A 23,543-nucleotide genomic window follows, 5' to 3' on the forward strand; every position below is an offset into this window, starting at 1 on the left:
CACCGAAGTGTCCGTTTTGATCGATCTATCGAAATGATCGGATCGGGTCAGGTATCGCCGATCAGTATTGCCGATCAGCCGGTGGTGTCGGGCTCGGGGCCGTCCTCCGCCGGTACGCGAGAGGCCAGCACCTTGTCGATGCGCTTGCCGTCCATATCGACAATCTCGAACTTCCAGTCCTCCCACTGCACGGCGTCGGTGGTTTGCGGCAGTCGACCCAGAAGCAGCAGGAGCATGCCTGACAGCGTGTGATAGCGCTCCTTGGCCTCTTCCGGCACCGCCCGCAGGCCGATGCGGTCCTTGAGCTCGGGAATCGGGATCAGTCCGTCCAGCAGCCATGATCCGTCGTCGCGCTGAACAGCCCATTCGTCGCCGGCCGCATCCGGCTTGAACTCGCCGGTGATCGCTTCCACGAGGTCCTGGAGCGTAACGAGGCCCAGCACTTCGCCGTACTCGTCGATCACGAAGGCAACCTGCCCGCCGGACGAGCGGAAGTTCTCGAGCAGTTCCATGCCGGTCACGCTTTCGGGCACAAACACCGCCGGCTGCAGCACGGCCGTCAGTTCGGCCTTTTCGCCGCGCAGACGCTTGGCCAGCATTTGGCGGGCGCTGACCACGCCGAGAATGTCGTGCATCCCGCCGCGTACCACCGGAAAGCGGGCGTGGTCCGATTCCTCGATGCGGCGCAGGTTCTCGTCCTCGCTCTCCTCGACGTCCAGATAGACCACATCGCCACGAGGCACCATCAGCGAAGCGAGTTGGCGGTCGTCGAGGCGGAACACGTTGCGCACCATCGTGTGCTCCTGCTGCTCGATGATGCCGGCCTCCGAGCCTTCTACCAGTAGCGCGTGGATTTCCTCCTCGGTAACTGCCGGACCGCGATTGGCTTTCACACCAAGCAGGCGCAGCACAAGGCGGGTGGAGCTCGACAGCAGCTTGACGAAAGGCGTGGAGGCAACGGCCAGGAACGAAATCGGGCGGGCGGCCATCCGGGCAATGGCTTCCGGCGCAAGCTGACCCAGCCGCTTGGGCACCAGTTCGCCCAGCACGATGGAGAAATAGGTCAGGCCCGCCACGACGATCGCCGTGGCAACGTATCCAGCCGTAGTGGCTGAAATACCAAATCCCTGAAGCCATACGCCAAGTGGCGCCGCCAGCGTGGATTCACCAACCACGCCGTTCAGCACGCCGATCGACGTAATGCCGATCTGGACCGTCGAGAGGAAGCGGGTAGGGTCCTCGCCCAGTTTCACGGCCGCCATGGCGCCCCGGTCGCCCTCGTCGATATGGCGCTGAAGGCGGGCCTTGCGAGCCGTCACAAGCGCGATTTCGGACATGGCGAACAGCCCGTTCACCAGAATGAGCGCCAAAAGTATGGCAATTTCCATCAGGGTGCGCGCCCTGTGCGCGCGGGAATTGAAAAGTCAGAGCATACCATCGGCATGTGACGGGATACTGCCTCGGTGGCGTAAGCATCACTGTCGTGGCGGCACAAGGGCAGATCATGCCGTCAGCGGCTGGATGTCACGCTCGATGATCGACCCGGCAGCCGCGCGCGCCAGCCGCAGTGCATACGCGGTCTGGAGGCCCGCCCAGAATTCCGCACTAGTGCCGAAATAGCGGGCCAGCCGCAGAGCGGTGTCTGGCGAAATGGCGCGCTCACGCCGCACGATATCGTGAATTCGTTGCGGCGCCATATGCAAGGCCACCGCCAATGCTTCCGCCGACAGTTCATTTGGCGCCATGAACTCGGTTTCCAGGACCTCGCCGGGGTGTGCTGGCGGAATCGGCTGGCCGGTGGCAATGCTGCGAAAATCCGAGCGCCGCAAGTCTTCGCGCTTGATTGTCATGCGCGCTCCTCATTCCTCGTATTCGGCGATGCCGACGTCCCACGCTTCGCCGTTGATGAAGCGAAAGCAGAGATGCCACGGACCTTGAATGCGCACGCGCCAGTGTCCACGGCGCTTGCCGAGAACGGGTTCCAGCCGGTTTGCGGGTGGAGCGACCATATCGGGAAGAGACGACGCAGCGTCAAGGATCGCGAGCTTGCGCAGCGCGTCGGCCTGAATGTGAGCGGGCAGTGTGTGAACGGACTGGCCGCAATAGATGGCGGCCGTTGTCTTGTCGGAGAGCGAGCGGATCATGATGGTTGGCGGTACGGTCAGTCATTGGTTCCGGGATGGAGCCATCGTACGAATCGCGCACCATTACCAATATGGGATGAATCTGAAACCCCGGATTCCCGAGGTTCTGAATCGTGGATGCGAAAACGCCCACCGGTACCGGTGGGCGTTCCGAGGCCGCCGCTATCCCGTTTCGCTCAACCTGCCAGCGCACGGCCTACGACGAGCGGGTCGACCAGGCCGACATGCTCCGGGCTGCGATTCGTATAGGCAAAGCGGTGGAGCACGACGCGCATCGCGTTCAGTCGCGCCCGCTTCTTGCAGTCCGAACGGATCACGGTCCAGGGGGCGTCAGCGGTGTCCGTACGGGCGAACATCGCTTCCTTGGCCTGGGTGTAGTCTTCCCATTTGTCGAGCGAAGCAAGGTCGACCGGACTCAGTTTCCACTGCTTGAGCGGATGGACCTGACGCTCCTTGAAACGGCGCCGTTGTTCCTTCTGGCTCACGGAGAACCAGAATTTGAACAGATGGATGCCGCTGCGGACGATGTGCCGCTCGAACTCGGGTGCCTGATACAGGAAGTCGTGATACTCGGCATTGCTGCAGAAGCCCATCACGTGCTCGACGCCTGCGCGGTTGTACCAGGAGCGATCGAACAGCACGATCTCGCCGGCTGCCGGCAAGTGCTGGATATAGCGCTGGAAATACCACTGCGAACGCTCGGTGTCAGTGGGCTTTTCGAGCGCCACTACGCGCGCACCGCGTGGGTTCAGATGCTCCATGAACCGTTTGATCGCGCCGCCTTTGCCGGCCGCGTCGCGTCCCTCGAACACGATCACCACGCGCTGCCCCGTTTCGCGCACCCACGCCTGAAGCTTCAGCAACTCCACCTGCAGGAGGTACTTCTGCTTTTCGTAGTTGCGGCGCGACATCAGGTTCTGATACGGATACGTGCCTTGGCGCCAGGTGGCTGACAGTTCGTCGTCAGGATGGCGTTTCTTGCCGGCAGGCCACGTCGAGGGCTCGCCCTCGAGGATCAGGCGGCGCAGTTCGGCGGCCTCGTCGGGCGACAGCCCGTCCATGACCGTGCGGACGGTGGCAAGGACAGTATCCGGGTCCTTGCCGGCGACATCGGCCAGCATGTCACGCAAGCCACTGGCCACGAGCACCCTGGCGGCTTCTGCGCCATCGCGCACAGCGTGGAGTTCGGCCGAACGCGCCGAGTTGGTGGGAAGAACGTCCCCCTTGCTGACCGGACGCTCGTCGGCAACGGAGCCTGCAAGCGGTTGTGCGGCGTCGACGGCCTGAAGCCCGTCGTTGGCCGCCGCGTTTTTCTTGCCGATGGCCATGTTAGTTTCCGGCGGTCTTGCGAAGAATCACGTACAACTGATCCTTCAAGCGCAGCTTCTCTTTCTTCAGGTTTTCAATGGCTTCATGGGTTCCGACGACGATGCCGCTTTCCATGTTCTTGATCTGATGATCGAGATCGTTGTGGAGGTTGAACAGACGGGAAAAGTGGGCGTCTTCAGTCTTGAGGCGGGAGATTTCTTCGCGGTATTCCGGGAACATGTTGTGTCCTGTTAAGCGGGGGTGAGGGCGAGAGACTGTGCCGATTGATTACATTTTGTGTAGTTGGCGGCAGCTTGGAATTGACGTGGGTCATGCTTATTGCGGCGCTCACGAAGAATCAGACATTTCCTTGTGAGGACAACGAAGCCCGCGGTGGGCTGACCTCGGAACGCCTCGCTATCACTGTCGATCGTCAATAGTCTGCGCGCTCATGGCAGCAATAGCGGCGTTTGCATGGCGGATGACTGAATTACAACGATTACCTTTGAGGTAGTCGCCCGGGTATGGCCGGCGTGCTGTAATGCCTCCCATGGATACGCTCACTCCCGGCTCTGAAGCCGCCCTCGATTTCCCCGGCCTGCTGCGCTACTGGCGCGGAAAGCGCGGCTATAGCCAGCTTGCCCTGTCGTTGGCGGCCGGTGTGTCGCAGCGCCATATCAGCTTCCTCGAGTCAGGCCGCGCCCGGCCCAGTCGTGAGATGGTGCTGGCGCTCGCAGAACGCCTGGGCGTGCCCTTGCGGCAGCGCAACCGGCTGCTGCTGGCCAGCGGCTACGCCCCGGCCTATAGCGAGCACGCGCTGGCCTCGCCTCCAATGCAAATGGTGCGGCACGCCATCGCGCTGATCCTGGCGAAACAGGAACCGTATCCCGCCGTGGTGCTCGACCGGTTCTGGCACCTGGTCGATGCCAATCAAGCCTACCGGCGCATGCTCGACAAGCTGCTGCAGGGCCGCAAGCCAGCCACGCTGGACGAAGCGGGGGGGCGACTGAACCTGATGCTGGCAGTGTTCGATCCCAAGAGTCTCTGGCCCGTGATCGAGAACGCGCGGCAGGTGGGCCGCTATTTGCTGCGGCGCGTCTGGCAGGAGCTGCAGGTACAGGCGCAGGACCAGACCGCGCGCGAGATCCTGCGGCGGATCGCCGAATGGCATCCGGACATGGTCGGGCCAGGAGGTGTCCTGCTTGTCGAGGATGATCCGGCCGAAGGCACGCCGCCACCCGTGCTGCCGGTGGCGCTTCATGCCGGGCGATTCCGTGCGTCGCTGTTCTCCACGCTGACCACGCTGGGTATTCCGCAGGATGTCACCCTGCAGGAACTGCGGATCGAATGCTTCTATCCCGCTGACGACGCCACAAAGGCGGTATTCGAAGCGCTTGCCGAGGTGCCGGCAAATTCATAGGCAGCATCGACGCATCGCTGAAAAGCCAAAAAAGCACAGTCGTGCTAAGATCGTCGCGCCGCTGCGAGGTCTCTCGCGGCGGCATCGTTACGTCTTCAGGGCGGGGTGTAATTCCCCACCGGCGGTATGTGGCCGGCGCCATTGGCGCATTGTCACGAGCCCGCGAGCGCCCACGCTCTCCGCGTGGGGTCAGCAGATCTGGTGAGAAGCCAGGGCCGACGGTTAAAGTCCGGATGAAAGAAGATGGGCGGAATTCGCATGACCCCATGCGCGCGCGTTGTCGTCCACTGCGTGCCGTCGGGGTGTCTTTGCCGTTCTCGCTGATCATCCCCTGAAACGCCCATCCATGGAAATCCACGCACGGAGCGTTTCAATGCTGACCCTTACCAAATCCACCAGCTTTCCCGATTCCCCCGCCTCGCTGGGGCCATCCGATGCCGACACGCGTCCACTGGCCGAGCGCATCGTGCAGGCCCTCGATGCGATGCGGGATGGCCGTCCGGTCGTACTGCTCGACGATGACGACCGCGAGAATGAGGCCGACCTGATTCTTGCGGCGGAGCGGCTGACGAACTCGAACATGGCCATGATGATCCGCGAATGCAGCGGCATCGTCTGCCTGTGCCTCACGCCGGAGAAGGTGCGGCAACTCGGCCTGCGGCCGATGGTCGAGAACAATCGCAGCCAGTACGGCACTGCGTTCACGGTATCGATCGAGGCGCGTGAAGGCGTGACCACCGGCGTCAGCGCGGCGGACCGGATCACGACCATTCGTGCCGCCATCGCCGATGAGGCAGGTATAGACGCCGTGGTGAGCCCCGGACACGTGTTTCCGCTGGTGGCAGTGGAGGGGGGCGTGCTGGCGCGTCGCGGGCATACCGAGGGCTCGGTCGAGCTCGCGCGTATGGCGGGCCTGTCGCCGGCCGCGGTGTTGTGCGAGCTGATGAATCCCGATGGCACGATGGCACGCCGGCCCGAAGCGCTGGCGTTTGCCGAGATGTACCAGCTGCCGGTACTGACGATCGCCGATCTGGTGGCGTGGCGGGAAATTAACGGCTGATCAGCCGCAAACTAATGACGCGGCGCTGGTCCCAAAACGATGCAGATCGATCAAGATCATCGTCGCGCGCGAATGCTGTGCGAAAATGCGGGGGACTTTTTCCCGTCCTTACGAGGGTTCCCAATGTTCTCCCGCTTTATTTCACGCGCGGCGCTGCTCGCCGGCGCGTGCCTTTGTCTTGCCACGCCGCTTGCCTATGCGGAATCGGACGGCATGGTTCCAATGACCCAGCTGATGCCGAATCCTGCGGTGCGTCCGGTGGCAGCCGGGGCTCTGTATCAATGCCAGGGCCCGAATGGTGGCACCGTGTTTCGCGCTTCGCCGCGTGAAGGGTGCACGCTGGTGGCCTCGCCCGATCCGGCCGCACCAGACCCGCAACGCTGGATGCCGCTGATGGGCGCCAGTGGCATGGTTTCCTATCTCGATCAGACAGCCATCCGCCGGCGCGGCACCGAAGTGGGCGTGGTACTGGTGCATAACGCACCGGCCGGTGTCATCAAGACCGCCAGTGGCGACACGATCCGTTCATCGCTCAAGCGCATGGTGCTTAACTGCGCGACGTCGATGTATGCCGTGATCGAGCAGACCCTCTACAACAAGCGCTACGCGCGCGGCGAATCGCTCTATACGATTCGCGGGCCTCAGGCCGGGATGCCCCAGCCGGCAGCGCCCGGCACGCTGGCCGCTGAACTAATCGGCCGTCTCTGCCACTGAGCATTCGCACGGCGTATTCGCCTACCCGGCCGACCGCGGGAGTGCTAACCGGCACTCCGCGTCGGCCGGTGGCCTATCAGGCGTCAGTCCTGGACTTGACGCGCCTTCCAGGTGCCATTCGACTGCTTGCAGAACCAGCCTGACCAGGCCTCGGTGGCGCTTCCGCGCTTCAGTTCCGATTTCAGCCGGCGGCAGGATTGGCCCTTGTCCGTCTTGGTGGCGATCGGGCTGACCGTGCCATCCACGGCCTGACGACGACCCTCGCCGGGGTAATGCCATTCCACGACCTGGTTGTCTTCCGTGTCGTTGAGTGCCTTGCGCACGGTTTGCTGGAGTGAGGCAACTTCCTTCTTGTTCAACGTGCCCACGATGCTGCCGGACAGGTAATTGTCGAAGTAGGCCAGGGCCGGCTGGCTGGCGCCAAGCAGCAGGGCGCAACCTGCCGTGGCTGCAATGGCAAGGCGGAAATGACGCCGGAAGGACATGACGGTTCCTTGTGAAGTGACATTGTCGATGGGCCGATTGTAAGCGCGTGGTGACGGATTGCGTGCAAAGGAAGGGCGTCCGCGGCACATTCGTCGATGCGGCCGTTAACGCCTGGGGCCACCTTGTCAAACCATGACCTATGCTTGACTTCAACCCGCAAACGCTTGTCCGGAGCGGCTTTCAGCCCACAGGTGTGACATTTTGTTGCAAACGTTGCGACACCGAAACGTGACTTTTAAGGCTCGAATTGTTAAGGTTTCGCATCGCAATGCAACAAAGCCATCAAACCTGTCCTGCGGTGGGCCTATCTGGCACTGGCACGGATATGCCGACGCGGGTGTCGTTGCGCAGCACCCTGGCTCATCTCTTGCTGCTTCCGCATGTTGAAGATTCACGATCCGGCCACATGATCGGGTCGCTGCTTCCGTTAACCCACTCCCGGGCCTTCATGACCGCCATTACACCTTCGATTCGCCACGACCAGATTCCGAACGCCGCGCCTGCGCGGCGCTTATCGGCGAGGATGTCCGGTCTTGGGCGGTGGATTGGTGGTGGTCTGCTGGCGGCGATGGTGGTGACTGCCCACGCGTTCGACTTCGAGACCGTGGCAGCACGCGCGCGCCAGTTGTCGGCGTCGCCGTACAAGCCGGTGAAACACGACTTGCCGCGCGAACTGAAGGACCTTCCCTACGAGCGTTATCGCGAGATCGAGTACAAGCCCGAGCGCTTCGCGTGGCGCGGCCAGCGGTTGCCGTTCGAGGTGTCGTTCTTCCACGAGGGCATGGTGTTCGACCAGCCGGTGAAGATCAACGAGGTGGTCGGCAATAGCGTGCGCGAATTCCGATTCGATCCTTCCGCGTTCAACTATGGCTCTCATCGGGTGGATCCGGCCAAGCTCAAGGGCCTTGGGTTTGCCGGTTTCAAGCTGCTTTACCCGCTGAACCAGGGCAAGCGCAAGGATGAGCTGGCGTCGTTCCTGGGCGCAAGTTACTTCCGCGCGCTGGGCAAAGACCAGTGGTATGGCCTGTCGGCCCGCGGCTTGGCGGTCGACACGGCCTTGAACTCGGGCGAGGAGTTTCCGCGCTTCGTCGAATACTGGATCGAGCGACCGGCGGCCAACGACAAGCAGCTGACCATTTACGCGCTGATGGACTCCCGTCGAGTGAGTGGCGCGTACCGCTTCGTCATCAAGCCCGGCAACGAGACCGTGATGGAAGTGAAGTCACGTCTCTTTCTGCGTGAGAACGTGACCAAGCTGGGTCTGGCGCCGCTGACGAGCATGTATCTGTTTGGCGAGAACCAGCCGTCTCAAGACACCGACTACCGGCCCGAGGTGCATGACTCCGATGGCCTGTCGGTGCAGCTTGGTACCGGTGAATGGATCTGGCGTCCGCTGGTCAACCCCAAGCGACTGTTGGTGACATCGTTCGCCGCCACCAATCCGCAAGGGTATGGCCTGATGCAGCGCGATCGCAGCTTCGACAACTACCAGGAGATCGGAGCCTGGTACGAGCGCCGTCCGAGTGCCTGGGTGGAGCCGAAGGGTAACTGGGGTTCTGGCCGCGTGGAGCTGGTGCAGATTCCAACGCCCGACGAGACCAACGACAACATCGTCGCGTTCTGGGTGCCCGACAGCCCACCCAAGCCCAAGCAGGCATTCGATTACGAGTACCGCCTGAAGTGGCAGAAGGATGGCGAGAACCTGCCGCCGCTGTCATGGGTCACGCAAACGCGCCGCGGGCAGGGCCTTACGCGCAAGCAGGACGACACCAGCTTCTCGCTAATGGTGGATTTCGAAGGCCCGGCCTTCAAGAAACTGCCTGAAGACGCGAGACTGGATGCAGTGATTTCGGCGGACGCTAATGGCGAACTGCTCAAGACAACAGTCCAGCGCAATGAGGCCACGGGTGGCTGGCGCATGACGATGTTCATGCGGCGCAAGGACGAGAACAAGCCGGTTGAGTTGCGCGGCTATCTTCGCAACGGCAATACGACCCTATCCGAAACATGGAGCTACATCTTACCCCCAGGCTAAAGCAGTTACCGGCCCAGGCGGCGGCAGTATGCGAGCGCTATGTCGATCGTCTGCCGGCTTCGCCCGAGGTACGTAACGAACTGCTGGCCGATGCCCTGTCTCCGGCCGTGTCGAGCCTGCCGGCCGAGGGCATTGAAGTGCCGTCGGCGATGACGGAGTTGCAATTGCGCCTGGCTGGGCGCGACCCGAAGGAGAAGGACATCGCGGATCTGAATACGCGGACTACGGCCGGTGGTGCTGCATATGCCTCGGTGCCCCGACGCTTCGCGATGGCGTACGGCAATCCACAGGTCGATGGTGCTCCGTTGCTGCAGCGGCGGGACGATGGCACCGTGCGTGTGGACACCGGCCCGGAGCCGCAGCGCGCGTCCATGGTGCCGCGTCAGTGGCCACCGCATGTGATCTCCGGCTGGATTCGCAATAGCTGGCGCAAGATGCTGGGCCGGCCGCCGGTCCCCGAAACTTGGGATACGCTGCACGACGGCCCGGATGCCGAAGGCAAGTGGCATCCCGCAGGTTCGCATCGCCGCTGGTTCCTGCTGGCGCTGGTGGTCATCCAGACCGCGCTGGCCACGTATTTCATGGCGAAGGTACTGCCGTATCACGGCGCGGATCCGCTCGAAGTGGCGATCCTGGTGCTCTTCGCGGTGCTGTTCTCGTGGGTGTCGGCTGGTTTCTGGACGGCGATGATGGGCTTTCTGGTGCTGGCCAAGGGCGGCGACCGCCATCTGATATCGCGCAGTGCCGCGAGCGATGCGCCGATCGATCCCGCAGCCCGCACGGCCGTGATCATGCCGATTTGCAATGAAGACGTGACGCGCGTCTTTGCCGGTTTGCGCGCGACCTACGAATCTCTCGAGCGCACCGGCGAGCTGCAGCATTTCGATTTCATTGTCCTGTCCGATAGCGGCAATCCCGATCTGCGCACGGCTGAACATGACGCGTGGATGGAAGTGTGCCGTGCCGTAGGCGGCTTCGGCCGCATCTTCTACCGCTGGCGTCGCCACCGCGTGAAGCGCAAGACCGGCAACGTGGCCGACTTCTGCCGCCGCTGGGGCAGCAAGTATCGCTACATGATCGTGCTCGACGCTGACAGCGTGATGAGTGGCGATTGCCTGGCCACGCTGACGCGGCTGATGGAGGCCAACCCGGGCGCGGGCATCATCCAGACCGCGCCGCTCGCGGTTGGCCGTGACACGCTTTACGCGCGAGTGCAGCAGTTCTCCACCCGCGTTTACGGCCCGCTATTTACGGCTGGTCTGCATTACTGGCAACTTGGTGAATCGCACTACTGGGGCCACAACGCAATCATTCGCATCAAGCCGTTCATGGAACACTGCGGCCTGGCGCCGCTGCCGGGCAAGGGTCCGCTCTCTGGCGAGATTCTGTCCCACGACTTCGTCGAAGCAGCGGTCATGCGCCGTGCGGGTTGGGGCGTGTGGATCGCATACGACCTGCCGGGCTCGTTCGAGGAATTGCCGCCGAACCTGCTCGACGAGGTCAAGCGCGACCGCCGCTGGTGCCAGGGCAACCTGATGAACTTCCGGCTCTGGATGAAACAGGGCTTCCACGCGGTGCACCGCGCGGTGTTCCTGACCGGCATCATGGCCTATGTGTCGGCGCCACTCTGGTTCCTGTTCCTGCTGCTGTCCACGGCCGCGCTGGCCAAGCACGCGCTGGTGCCGCCCGAGTACTTCACCAAGCCGTACCAGATGTTCCCGACCTGGCCGGAGTGGCATCCGGAAAAGGCGCTCGCGCTGTTCTCGGCCACGGCCACGCTGCTGTTCCTGCCCAAGCTGGCCAGCGTGTTGTTGCTGCTCAAGGACGCCAAGCAGTATGGCGGTGTGATGCGGCTGTTCATTAGCATGTTGCTGGAGATGACGATGTCGGCCCTGCTGGCACCGACGCGCATGCTGTTCCACACCAAGTTCGTGATTGCAGCCTATAGCGGCTGGGGGATCTCGTGGAAGTCGCCACCGCGCGAGGACGCCGAGACTACCTGGGGGGAGGCATTCCGTCGCCACGGCTGGCATACGCTGCTGGGACTGGTGTGGGGCGCAGGCGTCTACTGGATCAGCCCAGGCTTCATCTGGTGGCTGCTACCAATCGTCGGTTCGCTTGCGCTGTCGATTCCGTTGTCCGTGATGCTGTCGCGGGTCTCACTGGGTCGTGCCGCGCGTCGCGCGGGCCTGTTCATGATTCCCGAGGAGACGGTTGTGCCGCGCGAGATCGTGGAGACGCAGCAGCACGTGGAGAATGCACAGGAGGTGCCGGGATTCGTCGATGCCGTGGTCGATCCGGTGACCAACGCGCTGATGTGCGCCACCGGTACCGCGCGCAAGATCCAGCCGGAGGCGGCGCGGCTGCAACACGCGGCGCTCGTGCAGCACGCGCTGACGAACGGGCCGAAGTCGCTGTCGGCCGCGCAGAAGCATGTGTTGCTGGGCGATCCGTTCGCGCTGGCCAGGCTGCATGAGCTGGTTTGGGGTTCGCCACTGGCGGACAGCGCCTGGAAGGAAACGCGCGTGCTGATGCGCCGGGCCCCGAACGTGTTGCCATTGCGTCCACGTGCGGCCTGAGGGACGCATCGCTGGAAACAAGAACGGCAGGCTTTGAAGCCTGCCGTTTTTGTTTGTCCAGCATCCGGATGCGAAGGGGAGACCGGCCTCTTTCCAGCCATGCCGTGGCGCCATATTCGCCCGGGCTGCGACCTGACACTCCATGGCATCTTCGCGCGAAGCGACCACGGCAGCATCGGTTCTAGGATGGACCTCTGGCCGATGCCGAATCCGCCTGCATGTTGGCGTGTGGTACTTGTTTGAAACGGGTTATCGCAACGCGGCGGTGCAGATCGGGGCGTTGATATAGACGTCGCCGACCCGCCGCTCGCCGCGATCGTTGCGAGTCATGTAGCGGAACATCATGCTGATGCCGAGCTTGGTCAGGATCTCGACGTCGCGATTGGCGCAGATGTTGCGCTGTAGCGGTGCCGCGTAGTTGACCTCGAAGCTGGCGAGGTCGAGCATCGGGCCACGGTAGTTGGTCAGTTCCAGCTGAAACAGGATGTGCTTGCCTGGAACCGACTGACAGCGCCGCAGGCGAGTCTCTCCGTCGATCTCGATCGGCAGCGCATCGTTGAGCTGGCGGCAGGCGCGCGCCAGCACGCTGTCAGGGCGATTGGTATTGCGCAGTAGCTCCGGCACGCCGGCGGCGCCCGTGTTCTGGCCGGTGGCGGCACCCTTGAGCATTCTCGCCAGGGCGTCGGCTTCGTCCACCGCCACGGGCGCGGAAGACGGAGCCAGCGTCGCGGTCGGCCTGCCCGGCGCGGCCCATGCGGGCAACGGCGGCAGGGCTGCGATCGCAACCAGGCTCAGCGAGGCAATTAACGGCTTGTATCGTATGGTCATGCAGGATAACGGTGCCGGGGACGGTTCCCGTGATCCGTCTCCCGCGATGCGTCTGACTGCGTGGTCGGTGCAACATCCGAGCCGACAGGCAGGCATTGTACCCTCCACCCCGGCGCGCGTGAAAGCCAGTCCAACAATGTTCCGCACCGGTGGTGGGTTGCCGGCCGATCGGTGCCAACATCCTTGCTTCCCCGACGCGTGGGCCGGTGCGCATTTGCAGGCTGTGCAACAATTGCGCCTTGCGTTTCCGGAACCCTTTCATGACGTCGACCAAGGGCGTGCCATCGTCCTCCCGTTTTCCCCTCTGGCTTCTGATTTGCGCGTCGCTGACCGCCATCGCGCCGCTGTCCATCGATATGTACCTGCCGAGCTTTCCGACGTTGGCAGCGGATCTGCATACCGACATCGGACAGGTGCAGCTGACGCTCGGCACGTTTCTGGTTGGGCTGGCGATAGGGCAGGCGTTTTACGGCCCGATCAGCGATCGCTTCGGCCGCAAGCCGCCGCTGTACGTCGGACTCACGATCTATGGCGCGGCGGCCGCAGGCTGTGCGATGGCGTCGACCGTCGATTCGTTGATGCTCTGGCGGTTCCTGCAGGCGCTCGGTGGCTGTACCGGCCTGGTGGTCTCGCGCGCGGTGATTCGAGACCGGATGGAAGCCCATGAGTCGGCGCGGGCGTACTCCTCGCTGATGCTCGTGATGGGCCTGGCGCCGATCCTGGCGCCGCTGATTGGTGGCGCGGTGCTGGCGGCTTCCGGCTGGCGTGCGATCTTCTGGATTCACTGTGGCGCAGCGGTGCTGCTGCTGTGGTTCGTCCACGCGCGCATGGAGGAGTCGCTCGACGTGCAGCGCCGCCGGACACTGCATCCGGTTGCAGTGCTGCGCAGTTACTGGGAGTTGCTGCGCGATCGCGAATTTCTTGGCTATTCGCTGGCGGCGGGATGCGTGCAGGGCGGCATGTTCGCCTATATTGCGGGGTCGCCGTTTGTGCTGATCGAACTGCATGGCATCGATCCCTCCCACTACGGCTTTGTTTTCGGGGCGAATGCGTTTGGCCTGATCGGCATGTCGCAGGTCAATACCCGCCTGGTCCGCGCTCGCGCGCTTGACGATGTGTTGCGCGTGGCGCTGTTCGCGCCTTGCGTGGCAGGTCTCGTCCTGGCCGGCACAGCCCTGATCGGCTGGACAACGCTTCCGGTACTGCTGGTCTGCTTCTTCGTATTCCTGTCGGGCCTTGGCTGCATCACGCCGAACGCCTCGGCCTTGGCACTATCCCACCAGAGTCATCGCGCCGGCACGGCTTCGGCGCTGATGGGCACGTTGCAGTTCGGCTTTGGCACGCTGGCAGGCGCGGCGGTCAGCCTCTGGCACGATGGCACCGCGCTGCCGCTGGCCGTTGTCATGGCGGTCTGCGGCAGCGGCGCGGTCGTGCTGCGTCTCTACGGGCGGGCAGGTATGCGGCAGCGCTCCCAATCCGCAACCTGATCCCGCCGAGCTTGCCTGGCTCAATCAGGCTCAGGCCGCCTGGTTTGCCGGCGCGCCCGATGCCACCGATACGGCCGGCGCGTTCTGCATCACCACGACCTGGGCCGGCATCGGCGCCTGGAAGCCCGCCTGGCCGAAGCTGTCGCGAATCGTGCGGTTGGTATCGAAATAGACCTGCCAGTAGTGATCGGTATGGCAGTAGGGGCGGACGGCCAGGACCGGGCCAACCAGTGTGAATTCCAGGATCTCGACATCGACGGGCGGTTCGGTCAGCACGTTCGGAATGGCCGCGATCTTTTCCTTGAGCAAAGCCGTGGCGGCTGCCACGTCAGTCGACCCGGCAAGTTGCGCCTTCAAATCGACCCGGCGGAACGCATTGGCCGAGAAATTCTGGATCGTGTCGCTGAAGATCTTGTTGTTGCCGACGACCGTCATGACGTTGTCAGGCGTGTCTAGCGTGGTGGAGAACAGGCCGATCTCGCGCACCGTGCCGGTGACACCACCGACGGATACAAAATCTCCGACCTTGAACGGACGCAGGACCACCAGGAACGCGCCGGCCGCGAAGTTCGACATCAGGCCAGACCAGGCCATACCGATAGCAACACCGGCTGCGGCGATCAGTGCCGCGAACGTCGTAGTCTGGATGCCGAAGTAGCCGAGGATGCCGATGACCAGCACGACATTCAGCGTCACGGTAACGATCGAGCCAACGTAGCGCAGCAGCGTCGGGTCTACCTTTTGCCTGGCCAGCGAATTCTGGACCATGCGCACCACGAAATGAATCAGCCAGCGGCCGACCACCCAGAAGGCGAGGGCGGCAAGGATCTTGACGCCGAAAACAGTGGCATAGCCATAAATCACATCGCGGATGCTTTGCAACGAAGAAGTATCCATAGGGGCACGCTCCAATTCTTTATGGAAAAGTGAAAATCAGGCACTGCAGAATCTGCGCAAATCGGTGTGGATGGTGCCAGGGCTGCAAGACACGCCTGTGTCGGCGTTGCTTCGGGAGCCCAAGGGCATTATTGGGCGCGTCGAGATCAAAGTTCAAGTTAATCTTTGTGAACACAAAGTAAAACGGCCGGATGATTCCGGCCGTTTTATTTGGGGCGATTCGAGACTGCAAGCGTTTCGATTACCAGCTCGTTTCACGCTCCGGTGTGGCGGAGATGCGGTGCAGCGTCAGGTCGGCGCCGTTGTACTCCTCCTCGGCATCCAGGCGAATGCCGACGACCTTCTTCAGCGTGCCGTAGACCACGGTGCCGCCCACCAGGGCAATCACGATCCCCATGGTCGTGCCGATGAACTGGGCCACGATCGAGACGCCGCCAATGCCGCCAAGCGCGTGGCTGCCGAAGATGCCTGCGGCGATGCCGCCCCAGGCGCCGCACAGGCCGTGCAGGGGCCAGACACCAAGCACGTCGTCGATGTGCCACTTGTTCTGCGCCAGCGTAAACAGATGAACGAACAGCACGCCAGCAACCGCACCGGTAATCAGCGCGCCCAGCGGATGCATCAGGTCCGAGCCCGCGCAAACGGCGACCAGGCCTGCCAGGGGACCGTTATACGCAAAGCCGGGATCGTTGCGGCCGGCCCACCACGCGGCCAGCGTGCCACCCGCCATTGCCATCAGCGAGTTGATGGCGACAAGGCCGCTGATCTTGTCGACGGTCTGCGCGCTCATCACATTGAAGCCGAACCAGCCCACCGCCAGTACCCAGGCGCCCAGCGCGAGGAACGGAATATTCGAGGGCGGGTGCGCGCTGATGCGGCCATCCTTCTGATAGCGGCCGCGGCGCGCGCCCAGCAGCAGCACCGCCGGCAGCGCGATCCAGCCGCCGACAGCGTGGACCACCACCGAGCCGGCGAAATCATGGAACGGCGCACCGGTCACGGAGGCGATCCAGTCCTGGATGCCGAATCGGTTGTTCCACGCGATGCCTTCGAAGAAGGGGTAGACGAAACCGACCAGCACGAATGTAGCTGCCAGTTGCGGGTTAAATCGCGAGCGCTCGGCAATACCGCCCGAGATAATCGCCGGGATGGCCGCCGCAAATGTGGCCAGAAAGAAGAACTTCACCAGCTCATAGCCGCTTTTTTGCGCCAGTACATCTGCCCCGGACATGAATTGCACGCCGTAGGCGACCGTATAACCGATAAAAAAGTATGAAATCGTCGAGACCGCGAAATCGACCAGGATCTTGACCAGGGCATTGACCTGATTTTTCTTGCGGACGGTGCCAAGCTCCAGGAATGCGAACCCCGCGTGCATGGCTAGCACCAGGATTGCGCCAAGCAGGATGAACATTGCATCCGTACCGGTTTTCAAGTTGTCCATCGTTGCCCCATGCTCAAAATGGGAGCATGGGTATGCAAAAGCCGTTCCAGATCTGGGCATGAACGCCGAAAAACCGCGCAAACTCAGTGCGCGTGGCACTTGGATGGCGTTTCGGGCCACTCTGAGTCGTGGCATGCCAACGCCCAAAAAGAGGGAATGAGGTGCAAATGCGCCGTGATGGCGCACGTTGTGTTGTCAAAGCAGACCCGAAACGGTGCATTGCACCTGAACTGGGCGCTGTTGAGTCTGCGGGGGATTGGTACCTGGTAAATGGGGGGCGAGTGTTCCAGTGACGGGTACGGCAATTTCTCCGGGAATGTCAACGCGCGATATTCGGTATGCCGGACAGCCGCAAAAAGTGACGTTTCGATTCTCGGAATAGAGGGGGAGAACGCCCGCTAAGTCTTGCCACAGAACGATTTCCGGCAGTTTTCGTTGCATTGGTGCCACTGGGGATTGCCCAAGGCACAAAGGGCAGATTAGACTGCGCCGATCGGACTTCTGCCATGCGGTAAAAGTCCGGTGACGACGACCAACAAGGGAAATCAGCCATGAATAAAGGTGAACTGGTATCGGCCATCGCCGCGGAAGCAGAACTCAGCAACGCCGCCGCCGAGCGCGCGCTGAACGCTGCGCTGGACAGTATCAAGAAGGCAGTGGCCAAGGGCGACTCTGTCACTCTGGTGGGTTTTGGCAGCTTCAGCTCGGGCAAACGTGCTGCCCGCACCGGTCGTAATCCGCGCACCGGCGAAACGATCAAGATTCCTGCGGCCAAGACTGTGAAGTTTTCGGCAGGTCAGGGTTTCAAGGACGCTGTGAACAAGAAGAAGTAAGCACATCGCGTCTGAGAAGCAAAGAAAGCGGCCTGTGGGGCCGCTTTTCTTTTGTCGGAAGTTTCTTGCATGGCTGGGGTGGGCCGGGCTCCCATTCACGCACGCGGCGAGTTACACTGCCGGCGCCTGAATGCCCGAATCTGGATTTCCTGCGATGAACGATTTGTCCCACCAGCTTTCCATGACCGTGCTGATGACGCCGGACATGGCCAATTTCTCCGGCAATGTCCACGGCGGCACGATCCTGAAATACCTCGATATGGTGGCCTACGCCTGCGCCAGCCGCTATGCCGGCCGCTACGTGGTTACGCTGTCGGTGGACCAGGTGATGTTCCGCCAGCCGATCCACGTGGGCGAACTCGTGACGTTCCTGGCTGCCGTCAACTTTACGGGCCGCAGCTCGATGGAGATCGGTATCAAGGTCGTGACCGAGAATATCCGCAGCAAGGTCGTGCGCCATACCAATAGCTGCTACTTCACAATGGTCGCCGTCGACGACAATGGTGCGCCGGCCGAGGTGCCGCCGCTGCAGCCGCGTGACGAAGTGGAGCGCCAGCGTTTTGAAGCCGCCAAGCAGAGACGCGCGCTGCGCCAGGAAATGGAACGTCGCCACGACGAAATCAAGGGCGCTACGCCCTGACCCCGACATGACCAGACTTCGTATCGGCATGGCCGCGGGCCTTGCCTTCGGTATGCTTGCCTGCGCGGCACAGGCTGAAGAAATCGGCAGTGTTTCCACCAATTTCCGCATGACGGGATCGGACAAGGTCGTTATCGAGGCTTACGACGATCCGCAAGTCGACGGGGTGACCTGCTACGTCTCGCGCGCCCGGACCGGCGGCATCAAGGGCACGTTCGGCATGGCCGAAGATCCGCCAGAGGCGTCGATCGCCTGCCGCCAGGTGGGGCCGATCACGTTCAAGGGTCCGATGAAGGCGCAGGAGGATGTGTTCTCCGAGCGCATGTCGATCCTGTTCAAGACGCTGCACGTGGTGCGCGCGGTGGACCGCAAGCGCAATACGCTGGTTTATCTGACGTATTCGGATCGGATCGTGTCCGGCAGCCCGCAGAACTCGGTCACTGCCGTGCCGGTGCCGGCGGGGACGCCGATTCCGGTGAAGTGATATTCAGACACCGAGGTTTTCCCCCCCTCTCCCGCGTGAGGGAGGGGGGGCGTAACCTCAGACAATCAAGCCGCGAACAGCTTCCTGAGGTTCGACTTCAGGATTTTCCCGTTCGGATTCCGCGGCAGCATCTCCTCCAGCACGATCACGCGCACCGGCACCTTGAAGGCCGCCAGACGCGCGCGCACGAACTCCTGCAGCTCGGCCTCGGTTGCCTTCATGCCAGGCTTCAGGCTGACCACCGCGCCGGGTTCCTCCCCCAGCGTGCGGTGCGGAATGCCTACTACCGCCGCATCCATGATGGCCGGATGATCGTATAGCGTGCTTTCCACCTCGATGCAGTAGATGTTCTCGCCGCCACGGATCAGCATGTCCTTCATGCGGTCGACGATATAGAGGAATCCGTCCTCGTCGATACGCGCCACGTCGCCGGTGTGCAGCCATCCGTCGACGAAGGTCTTCGCGGTTGCCTCGGGCTTGTTCCAGTAGCTGTGGACCACATTGGCGCCGCGCACCAGCAACTCACCGACCTCGCCGGGCGGTAGTGCCCGGCCGAATCCGTCGTCGATCTTCATCTCGCAGATCGGCAGCGCCGGGCCGGCGCTGTCGGGACGATGGACGTATTCCTCGGCACTGTGGCTCGTGAACGTGGCCGACGTTTCCGTCATACCCCAGCCAATGCCCGGTGCGGCATGTGGGAATACCTCCTTGATCCGGCGCACGAGTTCTGGTGAGGCGGGGGCCCCACCGTAGTTCATGTTCTCGAGCGACGACAGATCGAACTCGCCGCGCTGAGGGTGCTCCAGAATCTGCCACGCGATGGTCGGCACGCCACCCGCTCCGGTGCAGCGCTCTGCCTGAATCAGTTCCATGGCGCGCAGCGTGTCCCAGCGATAGAGCAGCACGATCTTCCCGCCGGTGGCGAGCGTGCCATTCAGGATGGACATGCAGCCGGTGACGTGAAAGAACGGTACCGCCAGCAATCCCCCTTTCTGTGGGGCGTCCGGATTCGGTTCCGGCACCGGCTCGCCACGGCGCAGCAGGTTGCGCAGCGGGCTGAACTGCGCGCACACGGCCACCGTGCAGGCATTGCGGTGCGTGCCGACGGCGCCTTTCGGCTTACCCGTGGTGCCGGACGTATAGAAGATCGTCACGTCATCGTCAGGATCCAGCGGGACGACCGGGAGCGATTGCGAGGGGAGGGCCGGCCATGCATCCGATTCACCGATCACCGATGCCAGCGGCACGATACGCGGGTCGTCGAAGGTTGCATTGGCTGGCGCGCGCACGACGTAGATCCGTTCGAGATCGGGGCAGGCTGCCAGATGCTCCGTGATGCGATCCAGCCGTTCGTAATCGACGATGGCAATGCGGCTTCCCGAATCGGCCAGACCATATTCCAGCTCGGGACCGGTCCACCACGCATTGAGCGGGGTGACGATGGCGCCGGCGAGAATCGCCGCGTAGAACGCCACCGGCCACTCGGGCAAGTTGCGCATGGCCACGGCCACGCGGTCGCCCTTGTGGATACCGTCGCGTACCAGTTGCTGGGCCAGTGTCGTGGACGCCTGCGCGAACGCGCGATAGCTGACGCGCTCCTCTTCGTAGACCACGAAGGTCTTGTCGCCCCAGGCTGCGGCGATCAAAAAAAGATCGCGCAGCGTTGGTGGCGCATTCTTCCAGACCGTGGTCGGGATGCCCCGGATCACACGCGTCTCGGTTTCGAACGGCGCGCCCGGCGCGGTCAGCCGGGCGTGCGCTTCGGCCAGGGACATGACCGGCCATTGGCCGGCTCCGGCCTCCGGCGGCCGGGATTGCTGCGTGTGCTGTTGGTGCTGCTGTTGCTGCGGTTGTTGCGACATGCATGGCCTCCCGCAAAAACAATCGTCAGATGGTAACGCCCCCGTCAACAACCAGTGCCTGGCCCGTCATGAACGTGCTGGCGGCAGAAGCCAGATAGCAGGCCGCGCCCGCGATTTCCACCGGTTCGCCGATGCGGCGCAGCGGCGCGTTCTCGGTGGATTGCTTGTAACGCACCGGATCTTCCCAGAGGGCACGTGCGAAATCGGTCTTGATCAGGCCCGGGGCAATGCAGTTTACGCGGACATTGTGCGGCCCGAACTCCACGGCCAGATTGCGGGCCAGCTGGAAATCGGCGGCCTTGGACACGTTGTAGACACCGATCGTGGGCGAGCCGCGCAGGCCACCGATCGACGACACGATGATGATCGAGCCCTCGCGGCGTTCGATCATCTGCGGCGCCACCATCTGGATCAGCCAGTGGTTCGAGATCACGTTGTTATCGAGCACCTTGCGGAACTGCTCGTCGCTCACGCCACTCATCGGGCCGTAGTAGGGGTTCGATGCCGCGTTGCAGACCAGTACGTCGACCTTGCCGTAGACGCGATTGGTTTCGTCCACCAGATGCTGCAGTGCATCCTTCGACGAGATATTGGCGGCCACGGCCAGCGCGGTACCCGCGCCGTGCTTGGCGTTGATGGCGTCGACGACTTCCTGGCAGGCCTCGATCTTGCGCGAGGAGACGACGACCTTCGCGCCCTGGATGGCAAGCTGCTCGGCGATGGCCCGGCCGATGCCGCGCGAAGAACCGGTAATGATGGCTACCTTGCCCGACAGATCGAACAATGACATGGCGTCTCCTGTTGTTTGACAGCGGTCATTGCCGCTGTCTGGATGGGTGATTGGCCGGGACATTATGGGCAGGCGCCAGGACTCAGTCCATAACGAAAACGGTGCCAGGATGCCTGTATCAGCAAACTTTCTGCGGGCAATTCACGCGATGCATGGCGTGTGCCGCTGCGCGGAATGGCGACCGGGCCTCTATCCGAGCACCGCTGGCAGCCGTGCCGCCAGCGCGGCGCGCAAGGCGGGATCGAGCCGGATCTGGAAGCGCGTAGCCAGCGTGTCGATCACGGCGTCGGCTGACGCCAGCACGGTTTTTCGCACGCTGCCGTCGGGCGAGCGTTCGCTCAGGTTGCCATTGGCGAGCGCGAGCCGGGTGTCGCCGTCGGTACGCGCGGCCATCAGCGTACGAGTGAAGTGGCTGTCTGGATGCGTGGAGACGTACCAGTTGCGCGGGATGAAATCGATCCAGGGCTGCGGGGTCAGGTCGAAACGGTAGATCGGTTGCCAACCCGAAGCGTCGTCGCTGATGTCGGGCACCATCAGATCCAGGCAGTGAAAACCCGTACCCGTCAGCGCGTTCGCCGGGGAGGGTTGCAGGCGATAGGGCGTGTTTTCATCCTGCGGCAGCGATAGCGACAGGGCGCGGTCCGGCGTCGGCCCGCCGAAGCCCACATCGGCGATATAGCTTTCGTGCGCCACTTCCACGCGCAGGAGCATGTGCGACAGCCCCGTCGGCGTGGCTTCCGGCACATGCCAGCGCACGCGCGCGGCAAGCGGCGTCACCGCATAACCGAGTGCCTTGAGGCCGGCGCAGAGCAGGGTGTTCTGTTCGAAGCAGTAGCCGCCGCGGCCCTGCGCGACGAGTTTCTCGAATACCGAGGGCAGATCGATCGACACGCGGCGGCCCAGCAGCGCATCGAGATTCTCGAACGGGATATGCGCGAGTTGCGCCGCGATCAGCGTGTTCAGCAGCGGTAGCGTAGGGGCGTCGGGAACCTCTGCGATGTCGATACGTCGCAGCCAGGCGCACAACTGGTCGGGGTGGAGAGCGGGGATTTCGTCGGCGGCAAGCATTGTGGGGGGCTGGCGGGAATTAGTGGGGGCGCTCGAACGGAAGGGGGAACGCTACCGAATCGCACGGGACGTGACTACTATAAGGCCGCAACGGCCGCGATGCGAACCTTGCGCCAAAGCATAAAAAAACTACGGAGACGCCCGTGAAAACCCTGATCGATCACCTGTCGAACTACGCTGCCTATCACCGTGATACCCGCAATGTCGTGACGCATTTCATCGGCATCCCGATGATCGTCCTGGCCGTGACGGCGCTGCTTGGCCGGCCCGCGCTGCCGCTCGGTGACGGCGCTCGATACCTGACGCCGGCGATGATCGTCTACGCGCTTTCGTGCCTGTTTTACCTGCGCCTGTCGTTCGCCTTCGGCGTGGTAATGGCCGTGATTCTGGCGTTTTTCGTGTGGGCCGGCGCATGGCTTGCAGCGTTGCCGACGGCCGGGTGGCTGGCATCGGGCATCGGTCTGTTCGTCGCGGGCTGGGTCATCCAGTTCGTCGGGCATTACTTCGAAGGTCGCAAGCCGGCGTTCGTCGACGATCTGGTTGGTCTGCTGGTGGGGCCGCTTTTCCTCGTCGCGGAGACGGCTTTCGCGCTTGGCCTGGCGCGTGAAACGCGCGATGCGATGCTGGCGCACGCGCATTGAATGACCCGAAAACGCGCCGTCGCGCGACGCTCGCGGAATGCGAAAGTGGGGGGACGTAACGCTCCGCAGCGTGTTTGCTGATGCAAACCAGCTACAAAACACGGGGTTTTCACTTGGTTTGCCCTGCGGCATGTACGAAAACCCCTTTACTTCTGGCTGTTTCCGCTATGATTCAGTGCGTACCGGCACTGACGTTCAGCAACATGCCAAACGTTGCGATCGGCCGGCACACTATCTTCAACTCTCGTATATAGACATGGCGACCAAAGCGAAACCGACCGCGAAGACCGCAACCAAGCCCGCTGCCAAGAAGGCCGCGGCACCCAAGGCACCCGTGAAGGCACCTGTGAAGGCTGCTGCCAAGAAGGCCGCTCCGGCCAAGAAGGCTGCTCCCGCCGCTGCCGCGCCGACTCCGAAGCCGCTGAAGGACACCTTCAACAAGTCGAGCCTGGTCGCTCACCTGGTAGCCCAGACCCAACTGGAAGCCAAGGCCGTGAAGACGGTGCTGGCACACCTCGAAAACACCATCGTCAGCGCACTGAACAAGAAGGGTGCTGGCGAATTCACGCTGCCGGGCCTGCTGAAGGTGACCGCACAGCAAGTGCCGGCCAAGAAGAAGCGCTTCGGCAAGGATCCGTTCACTGGCGAAGAGCGTTGGTTCCCGGCCAAGCCGGCCAGCGTCAAGGTCAAGGTGCGTCCGCTGAAGAAGCTGAAGGACGCTGCGGCCTGATCGCCCGCATCTTTGGTAGTCGTCAGTCCGGTGCCGATTGCTCGGCGCCGGGCGACTTGAAACCCCGTGCCCGAAAGGCCCGGGGTTTTTTGT

General features: G+C 62.9%; 23 protein-coding genes and 1 riboswitch. Of the genes, 11 read left to right on the forward strand and 12 right to left on the reverse strand.

The annotated features are described in order from the left end of the window. Positions 1-74 precede the first annotated feature (74 nt). From K6G35_RS25575 to K6G35_RS25595, 5 genes are all read right to left on the reverse strand, one after another. Complete coding sequence (locus K6G35_RS25575) at positions 75-1,388, reverse strand: hemolysin family protein (RefSeq protein ID WP_008651237.1); 1,314 nt, start codon at positions 1,386-1,388, stop codon at positions 75-77. 114 nt (positions 1,389-1,502) lie between these two features. Further along, a complete protein-coding gene (locus tag K6G35_RS25580; RefSeq protein ID WP_035883673.1) occupies positions 1,503-1,850 on the reverse strand; it encodes a HigA family addiction module antitoxin in 348 nt (115 codons plus the stop codon). 9 nt (positions 1,851-1,859) lie between these two features. Then, positions 1,860-2,144 (reverse strand): type II toxin-antitoxin system RelE/ParE family toxin, encoded by a 285-nt coding sequence (locus K6G35_RS25585; protein ID WP_008651239.1) that lies wholly within the window; start codon positions 2,142-2,144, stop codon positions 1,860-1,862. A 176-nt stretch (positions 2,145-2,320) separates the two neighbouring features. Next, a complete protein-coding gene (gene ppk2 / locus K6G35_RS25590; RefSeq protein WP_495676538.1) occupies positions 2,321-3,472 on the reverse strand; it encodes a polyphosphate kinase 2 in 1,152 nt (383 codons plus the stop codon). A 1-nt stretch (position 3,473) separates the two neighbouring features. Then, complete coding sequence (locus tag K6G35_RS25595; protein WP_008651241.1) at positions 3,474-3,692, reverse strand: HP1242/YdcH family protein; 219 nt, start codon at positions 3,690-3,692, stop codon at positions 3,474-3,476. Positions 3,693-4,002: 310 nt separating this feature from the next. Between K6G35_RS25595 and K6G35_RS25600 the strand changes: the two genes are divergently transcribed. The 3 genes from K6G35_RS25600 (at position 4,003) to K6G35_RS25610 (ending at position 6,646) form a co-directional block, all read left to right on the forward strand. Next, positions 4,003-4,872 carry a helix-turn-helix domain-containing protein gene (locus K6G35_RS25600; RefSeq protein WP_495676539.1) on the forward strand — a complete coding sequence of 290 codons (870 nt, stop codon included), beginning with the start codon at positions 4,003-4,005 and terminating at the stop codon, positions 4,870-4,872. Positions 4,873-4,959: 87 nt separating this feature from the next. Beyond that, positions 4,960-5,121, forward strand: a riboswitch (FMN riboswitch). A gap of 124 nt (positions 5,122-5,245) precedes the next feature. Further along, positions 5,246-5,932 (forward strand): 3,4-dihydroxy-2-butanone-4-phosphate synthase, encoded by a 687-nt coding sequence (gene ribB / locus K6G35_RS25605; RefSeq protein WP_495676540.1) that lies wholly within the window; start codon positions 5,246-5,248, stop codon positions 5,930-5,932. Positions 5,933-6,055: 123 nt separating this feature from the next. Then, positions 6,056-6,646: a surface-adhesin E family protein gene (locus K6G35_RS25610; protein WP_495676541.1), complete on the forward strand. Its 591-nt coding sequence runs from the start codon at positions 6,056-6,058 to the stop codon at positions 6,644-6,646. A gap of 83 nt (positions 6,647-6,729) precedes the next feature. Here the strand turns inward: K6G35_RS25610 and K6G35_RS25615 are convergent, their stop codons facing one another. After that, on the reverse strand, positions 6,730-7,131 hold the full coding sequence (locus K6G35_RS25615) for an RT0821/Lpp0805 family surface protein (RefSeq protein WP_008651248.1): 402 nt from the start codon (positions 7,129-7,131) through the stop codon (positions 6,730-6,732). A 449-nt stretch (positions 7,132-7,580) separates the two neighbouring features. On the opposite strand from K6G35_RS25615, the gene K6G35_RS25620 reads away from it, so the two are divergent. Together K6G35_RS25620 and mdoH are read left to right on the forward strand one after the other, a co-directional pair. Then, the gene (locus K6G35_RS25620) at positions 7,581-9,167 is read left to right on the forward strand and encodes a glucan biosynthesis protein G (RefSeq protein WP_040011278.1); all 1,587 of its coding nucleotides are present in this window, start codon (positions 7,581-7,583) and stop codon (positions 9,165-9,167) included. Continuing rightward, the gene (gene mdoH, locus K6G35_RS25625; protein ID WP_080709812.1) at positions 9,140-11,746 is read left to right on the forward strand and encodes a glucans biosynthesis glucosyltransferase MdoH; all 2,607 of its coding nucleotides are present in this window, start codon (positions 9,140-9,142) and stop codon (positions 11,744-11,746) included. The genes K6G35_RS25620 and mdoH overlap by 28 nt, the downstream gene beginning before the upstream one ends. A 249-nt stretch (positions 11,747-11,995) precedes the next feature. Here the strand turns inward: mdoH and K6G35_RS25630 are convergent, their stop codons facing one another. After that, positions 11,996-12,574: a hypothetical protein gene (locus K6G35_RS25630; RefSeq protein ID WP_008651259.1), complete on the reverse strand. Its 579-nt coding sequence runs from the start codon at positions 12,572-12,574 to the stop codon at positions 11,996-11,998. A 260-nt stretch (positions 12,575-12,834) separates the two neighbouring features. Here K6G35_RS25630 and K6G35_RS25635 point away from each other — a divergent pair, with 260 nt between their 5' ends. Continuing rightward, positions 12,835-14,061 (forward strand): Bcr/CflA family multidrug efflux MFS transporter, encoded by a 1,227-nt coding sequence (locus tag K6G35_RS25635; RefSeq protein ID WP_008651261.1) that lies wholly within the window; start codon positions 12,835-12,837, stop codon positions 14,059-14,061. A 30-nt stretch (positions 14,062-14,091) separates the two neighbouring features. Here K6G35_RS25635 and K6G35_RS25640 read toward each other — a convergent pair whose 3' ends face one another. Further along, complete coding sequence (locus K6G35_RS25640; protein ID WP_008651264.1) at positions 14,092-14,958, reverse strand: mechanosensitive ion channel family protein; 867 nt, start codon at positions 14,956-14,958, stop codon at positions 14,092-14,094. Positions 14,959-15,199: 241 nt separating this feature from the next. Then, on the reverse strand, positions 15,200-16,402 hold the full coding sequence (locus K6G35_RS25645) for an ammonium transporter (protein WP_008651266.1): 1,203 nt from the start codon (positions 16,400-16,402) through the stop codon (positions 15,200-15,202). A gap of 551 nt (positions 16,403-16,953) precedes the next feature. On the opposite strand from K6G35_RS25645, the gene K6G35_RS25650 reads away from it, so the two are divergent. The 3 genes from K6G35_RS25650 (at position 16,954) to K6G35_RS25660 (ending at position 18,359) form a co-directional block, all read left to right on the forward strand. After that, positions 16,954-17,235: an HU family DNA-binding protein gene (locus K6G35_RS25650; protein WP_008651272.1), complete on the forward strand. Its 282-nt coding sequence runs from the start codon at positions 16,954-16,956 to the stop codon at positions 17,233-17,235. Positions 17,236-17,389: 154 nt separating this feature from the next. Then, a complete protein-coding gene (locus K6G35_RS25655) occupies positions 17,390-17,875 on the forward strand; it encodes an acyl-CoA thioesterase (RefSeq protein ID WP_008651273.1) in 486 nt (161 codons plus the stop codon). A gap of 7 nt (positions 17,876-17,882) precedes the next feature. Further along, the gene (locus tag K6G35_RS25660; RefSeq protein ID WP_035883672.1) at positions 17,883-18,359 is read left to right on the forward strand and encodes a CreA family protein; all 477 of its coding nucleotides are present in this window, start codon (positions 17,883-17,885) and stop codon (positions 18,357-18,359) included. A gap of 65 nt (positions 18,360-18,424) precedes the next feature. Here the strand turns inward: K6G35_RS25660 and K6G35_RS25665 are convergent, their stop codons facing one another. The 3 genes from K6G35_RS25665 to K6G35_RS25675 all read right to left on the reverse strand — a co-directional run bounded on the left by K6G35_RS25665 (position 18,425) and on the right by K6G35_RS25675 (position 22,079). Further along, complete coding sequence (locus tag K6G35_RS25665) at positions 18,425-20,221, reverse strand: class I adenylate-forming enzyme family protein (protein ID WP_008651280.1); 1,797 nt, start codon at positions 20,219-20,221, stop codon at positions 18,425-18,427. 25 nt (positions 20,222-20,246) lie between these two features. Further along, positions 20,247-21,011, reverse strand: a complete 765-nt coding sequence (locus K6G35_RS25670) for an SDR family oxidoreductase (protein ID WP_008651283.1) — start codon at positions 21,009-21,011, stop codon at positions 20,247-20,249. 189 nt (positions 21,012-21,200) lie between these two features. After that, a complete protein-coding gene (locus tag K6G35_RS25675) occupies positions 21,201-22,079 on the reverse strand; it encodes an arylamine N-acetyltransferase family protein (protein WP_008651285.1) in 879 nt (292 codons plus the stop codon). A gap of 143 nt (positions 22,080-22,222) precedes the next feature. Between K6G35_RS25675 and K6G35_RS25680 the strand changes: the two genes are divergently transcribed. Beyond that, positions 22,223-22,720 carry an Mpo1 family 2-hydroxy fatty acid dioxygenase gene (locus K6G35_RS25680; RefSeq protein WP_008651287.1) on the forward strand — a complete coding sequence of 166 codons (498 nt, stop codon included), beginning with the start codon at positions 22,223-22,225 and terminating at the stop codon, positions 22,718-22,720. Positions 22,721-22,976: 256 nt separating this feature from the next. Then, positions 22,977-23,450: an HU family DNA-binding protein gene (locus tag K6G35_RS25685; RefSeq protein WP_008651289.1), complete on the forward strand. Its 474-nt coding sequence runs from the start codon at positions 22,977-22,979 to the stop codon at positions 23,448-23,450. Positions 23,451-23,543: the final 93 nt, after the last annotated feature.

It is taken from the genome of Cupriavidus sp. HY129, assembly GCF_059492215.1.

Bases quoted from the DNA above. Each gene is read 5' to 3' on its own strand.
- K6G35_RS25575 (WP_008651237.1), bottom strand. From the start codon at position 1,388: ATGGAAATTGCCATACTTTTGGCGCTCATTCTGGTGAACGGGCTGTTC.
- K6G35_RS25580 (WP_035883673.1), bottom strand. From the start codon at position 1,850: ATGACAATCAAGCGCGAAGACTTGCGGCGCTCGGATTTTCGCAGCATT.
- K6G35_RS25585 (WP_008651239.1), bottom strand. From the start codon at position 2,144: ATGATCCGCTCGCTCTCCGACAAGACAACGGCCGCCATCTATTGCGGC.
- ppk2 (WP_495676538.1), bottom strand. From the start codon at position 3,472: ATGGCCATCGGCAAGAAAAACGCGGCGGCCAACGACGGGCTTCAGGCC.
- K6G35_RS25595 (WP_008651241.1), bottom strand. From the start codon at position 3,692: ATGTTCCCGGAATACCGCGAAGAAATCTCCCGCCTCAAGACTGAAGAC.
- K6G35_RS25600 (WP_495676539.1), top strand. From the start codon at position 4,003: ATGGATACGCTCACTCCCGGCTCTGAAGCCGCCCTCGATTTCCCCGGC.
- ribB (WP_495676540.1), top strand. From the start codon at position 5,246: ATGCTGACCCTTACCAAATCCACCAGCTTTCCCGATTCCCCCGCCTCG.
- K6G35_RS25610 (WP_495676541.1), top strand. From the start codon at position 6,056: ATGTTCTCCCGCTTTATTTCACGCGCGGCGCTGCTCGCCGGCGCGTGC.
- K6G35_RS25615 (WP_008651248.1), bottom strand. From the start codon at position 7,131: ATGTCCTTCCGGCGTCATTTCCGCCTTGCCATTGCAGCCACGGCAGGT.
- K6G35_RS25620 (WP_040011278.1), top strand. From the start codon at position 7,581: ATGACCGCCATTACACCTTCGATTCGCCACGACCAGATTCCGAACGCC.
- mdoH (WP_080709812.1), top strand. From the start codon at position 9,140: ATGGAGCTACATCTTACCCCCAGGCTAAAGCAGTTACCGGCCCAGGCG.
- K6G35_RS25630 (WP_008651259.1), bottom strand. From the start codon at position 12,574: ATGACCATACGATACAAGCCGTTAATTGCCTCGCTGAGCCTGGTTGCG.
- K6G35_RS25635 (WP_008651261.1), top strand. From the start codon at position 12,835: ATGACGTCGACCAAGGGCGTGCCATCGTCCTCCCGTTTTCCCCTCTGG.
- K6G35_RS25640 (WP_008651264.1), bottom strand. From the start codon at position 14,958: ATGGATACTTCTTCGTTGCAAAGCATCCGCGATGTGATTTATGGCTAT.
- K6G35_RS25645 (WP_008651266.1), bottom strand. From the start codon at position 16,402: ATGGACAACTTGAAAACCGGTACGGATGCAATGTTCATCCTGCTTGGC.
- K6G35_RS25650 (WP_008651272.1), top strand. From the start codon at position 16,954: ATGAATAAAGGTGAACTGGTATCGGCCATCGCCGCGGAAGCAGAACTC.
- K6G35_RS25655 (WP_008651273.1), top strand. From the start codon at position 17,390: ATGAACGATTTGTCCCACCAGCTTTCCATGACCGTGCTGATGACGCCG.
- K6G35_RS25660 (WP_035883672.1), top strand. From the start codon at position 17,883: ATGACCAGACTTCGTATCGGCATGGCCGCGGGCCTTGCCTTCGGTATG.
- K6G35_RS25665 (WP_008651280.1), bottom strand. From the start codon at position 20,221: ATGTCGCAACAACCGCAGCAACAGCAGCACCAACAGCACACGCAGCAA.
- K6G35_RS25670 (WP_008651283.1), bottom strand. From the start codon at position 21,011: ATGTCATTGTTCGATCTGTCGGGCAAGGTAGCCATCATTACCGGTTCT.
- K6G35_RS25675 (WP_008651285.1), bottom strand. From the start codon at position 22,079: ATGCTTGCCGCCGACGAAATCCCCGCTCTCCACCCCGACCAGTTGTGC.
- K6G35_RS25685 (WP_008651289.1), top strand. From the start codon at position 22,977: ATGGCGACCAAAGCGAAACCGACCGCGAAGACCGCAACCAAGCCCGCT.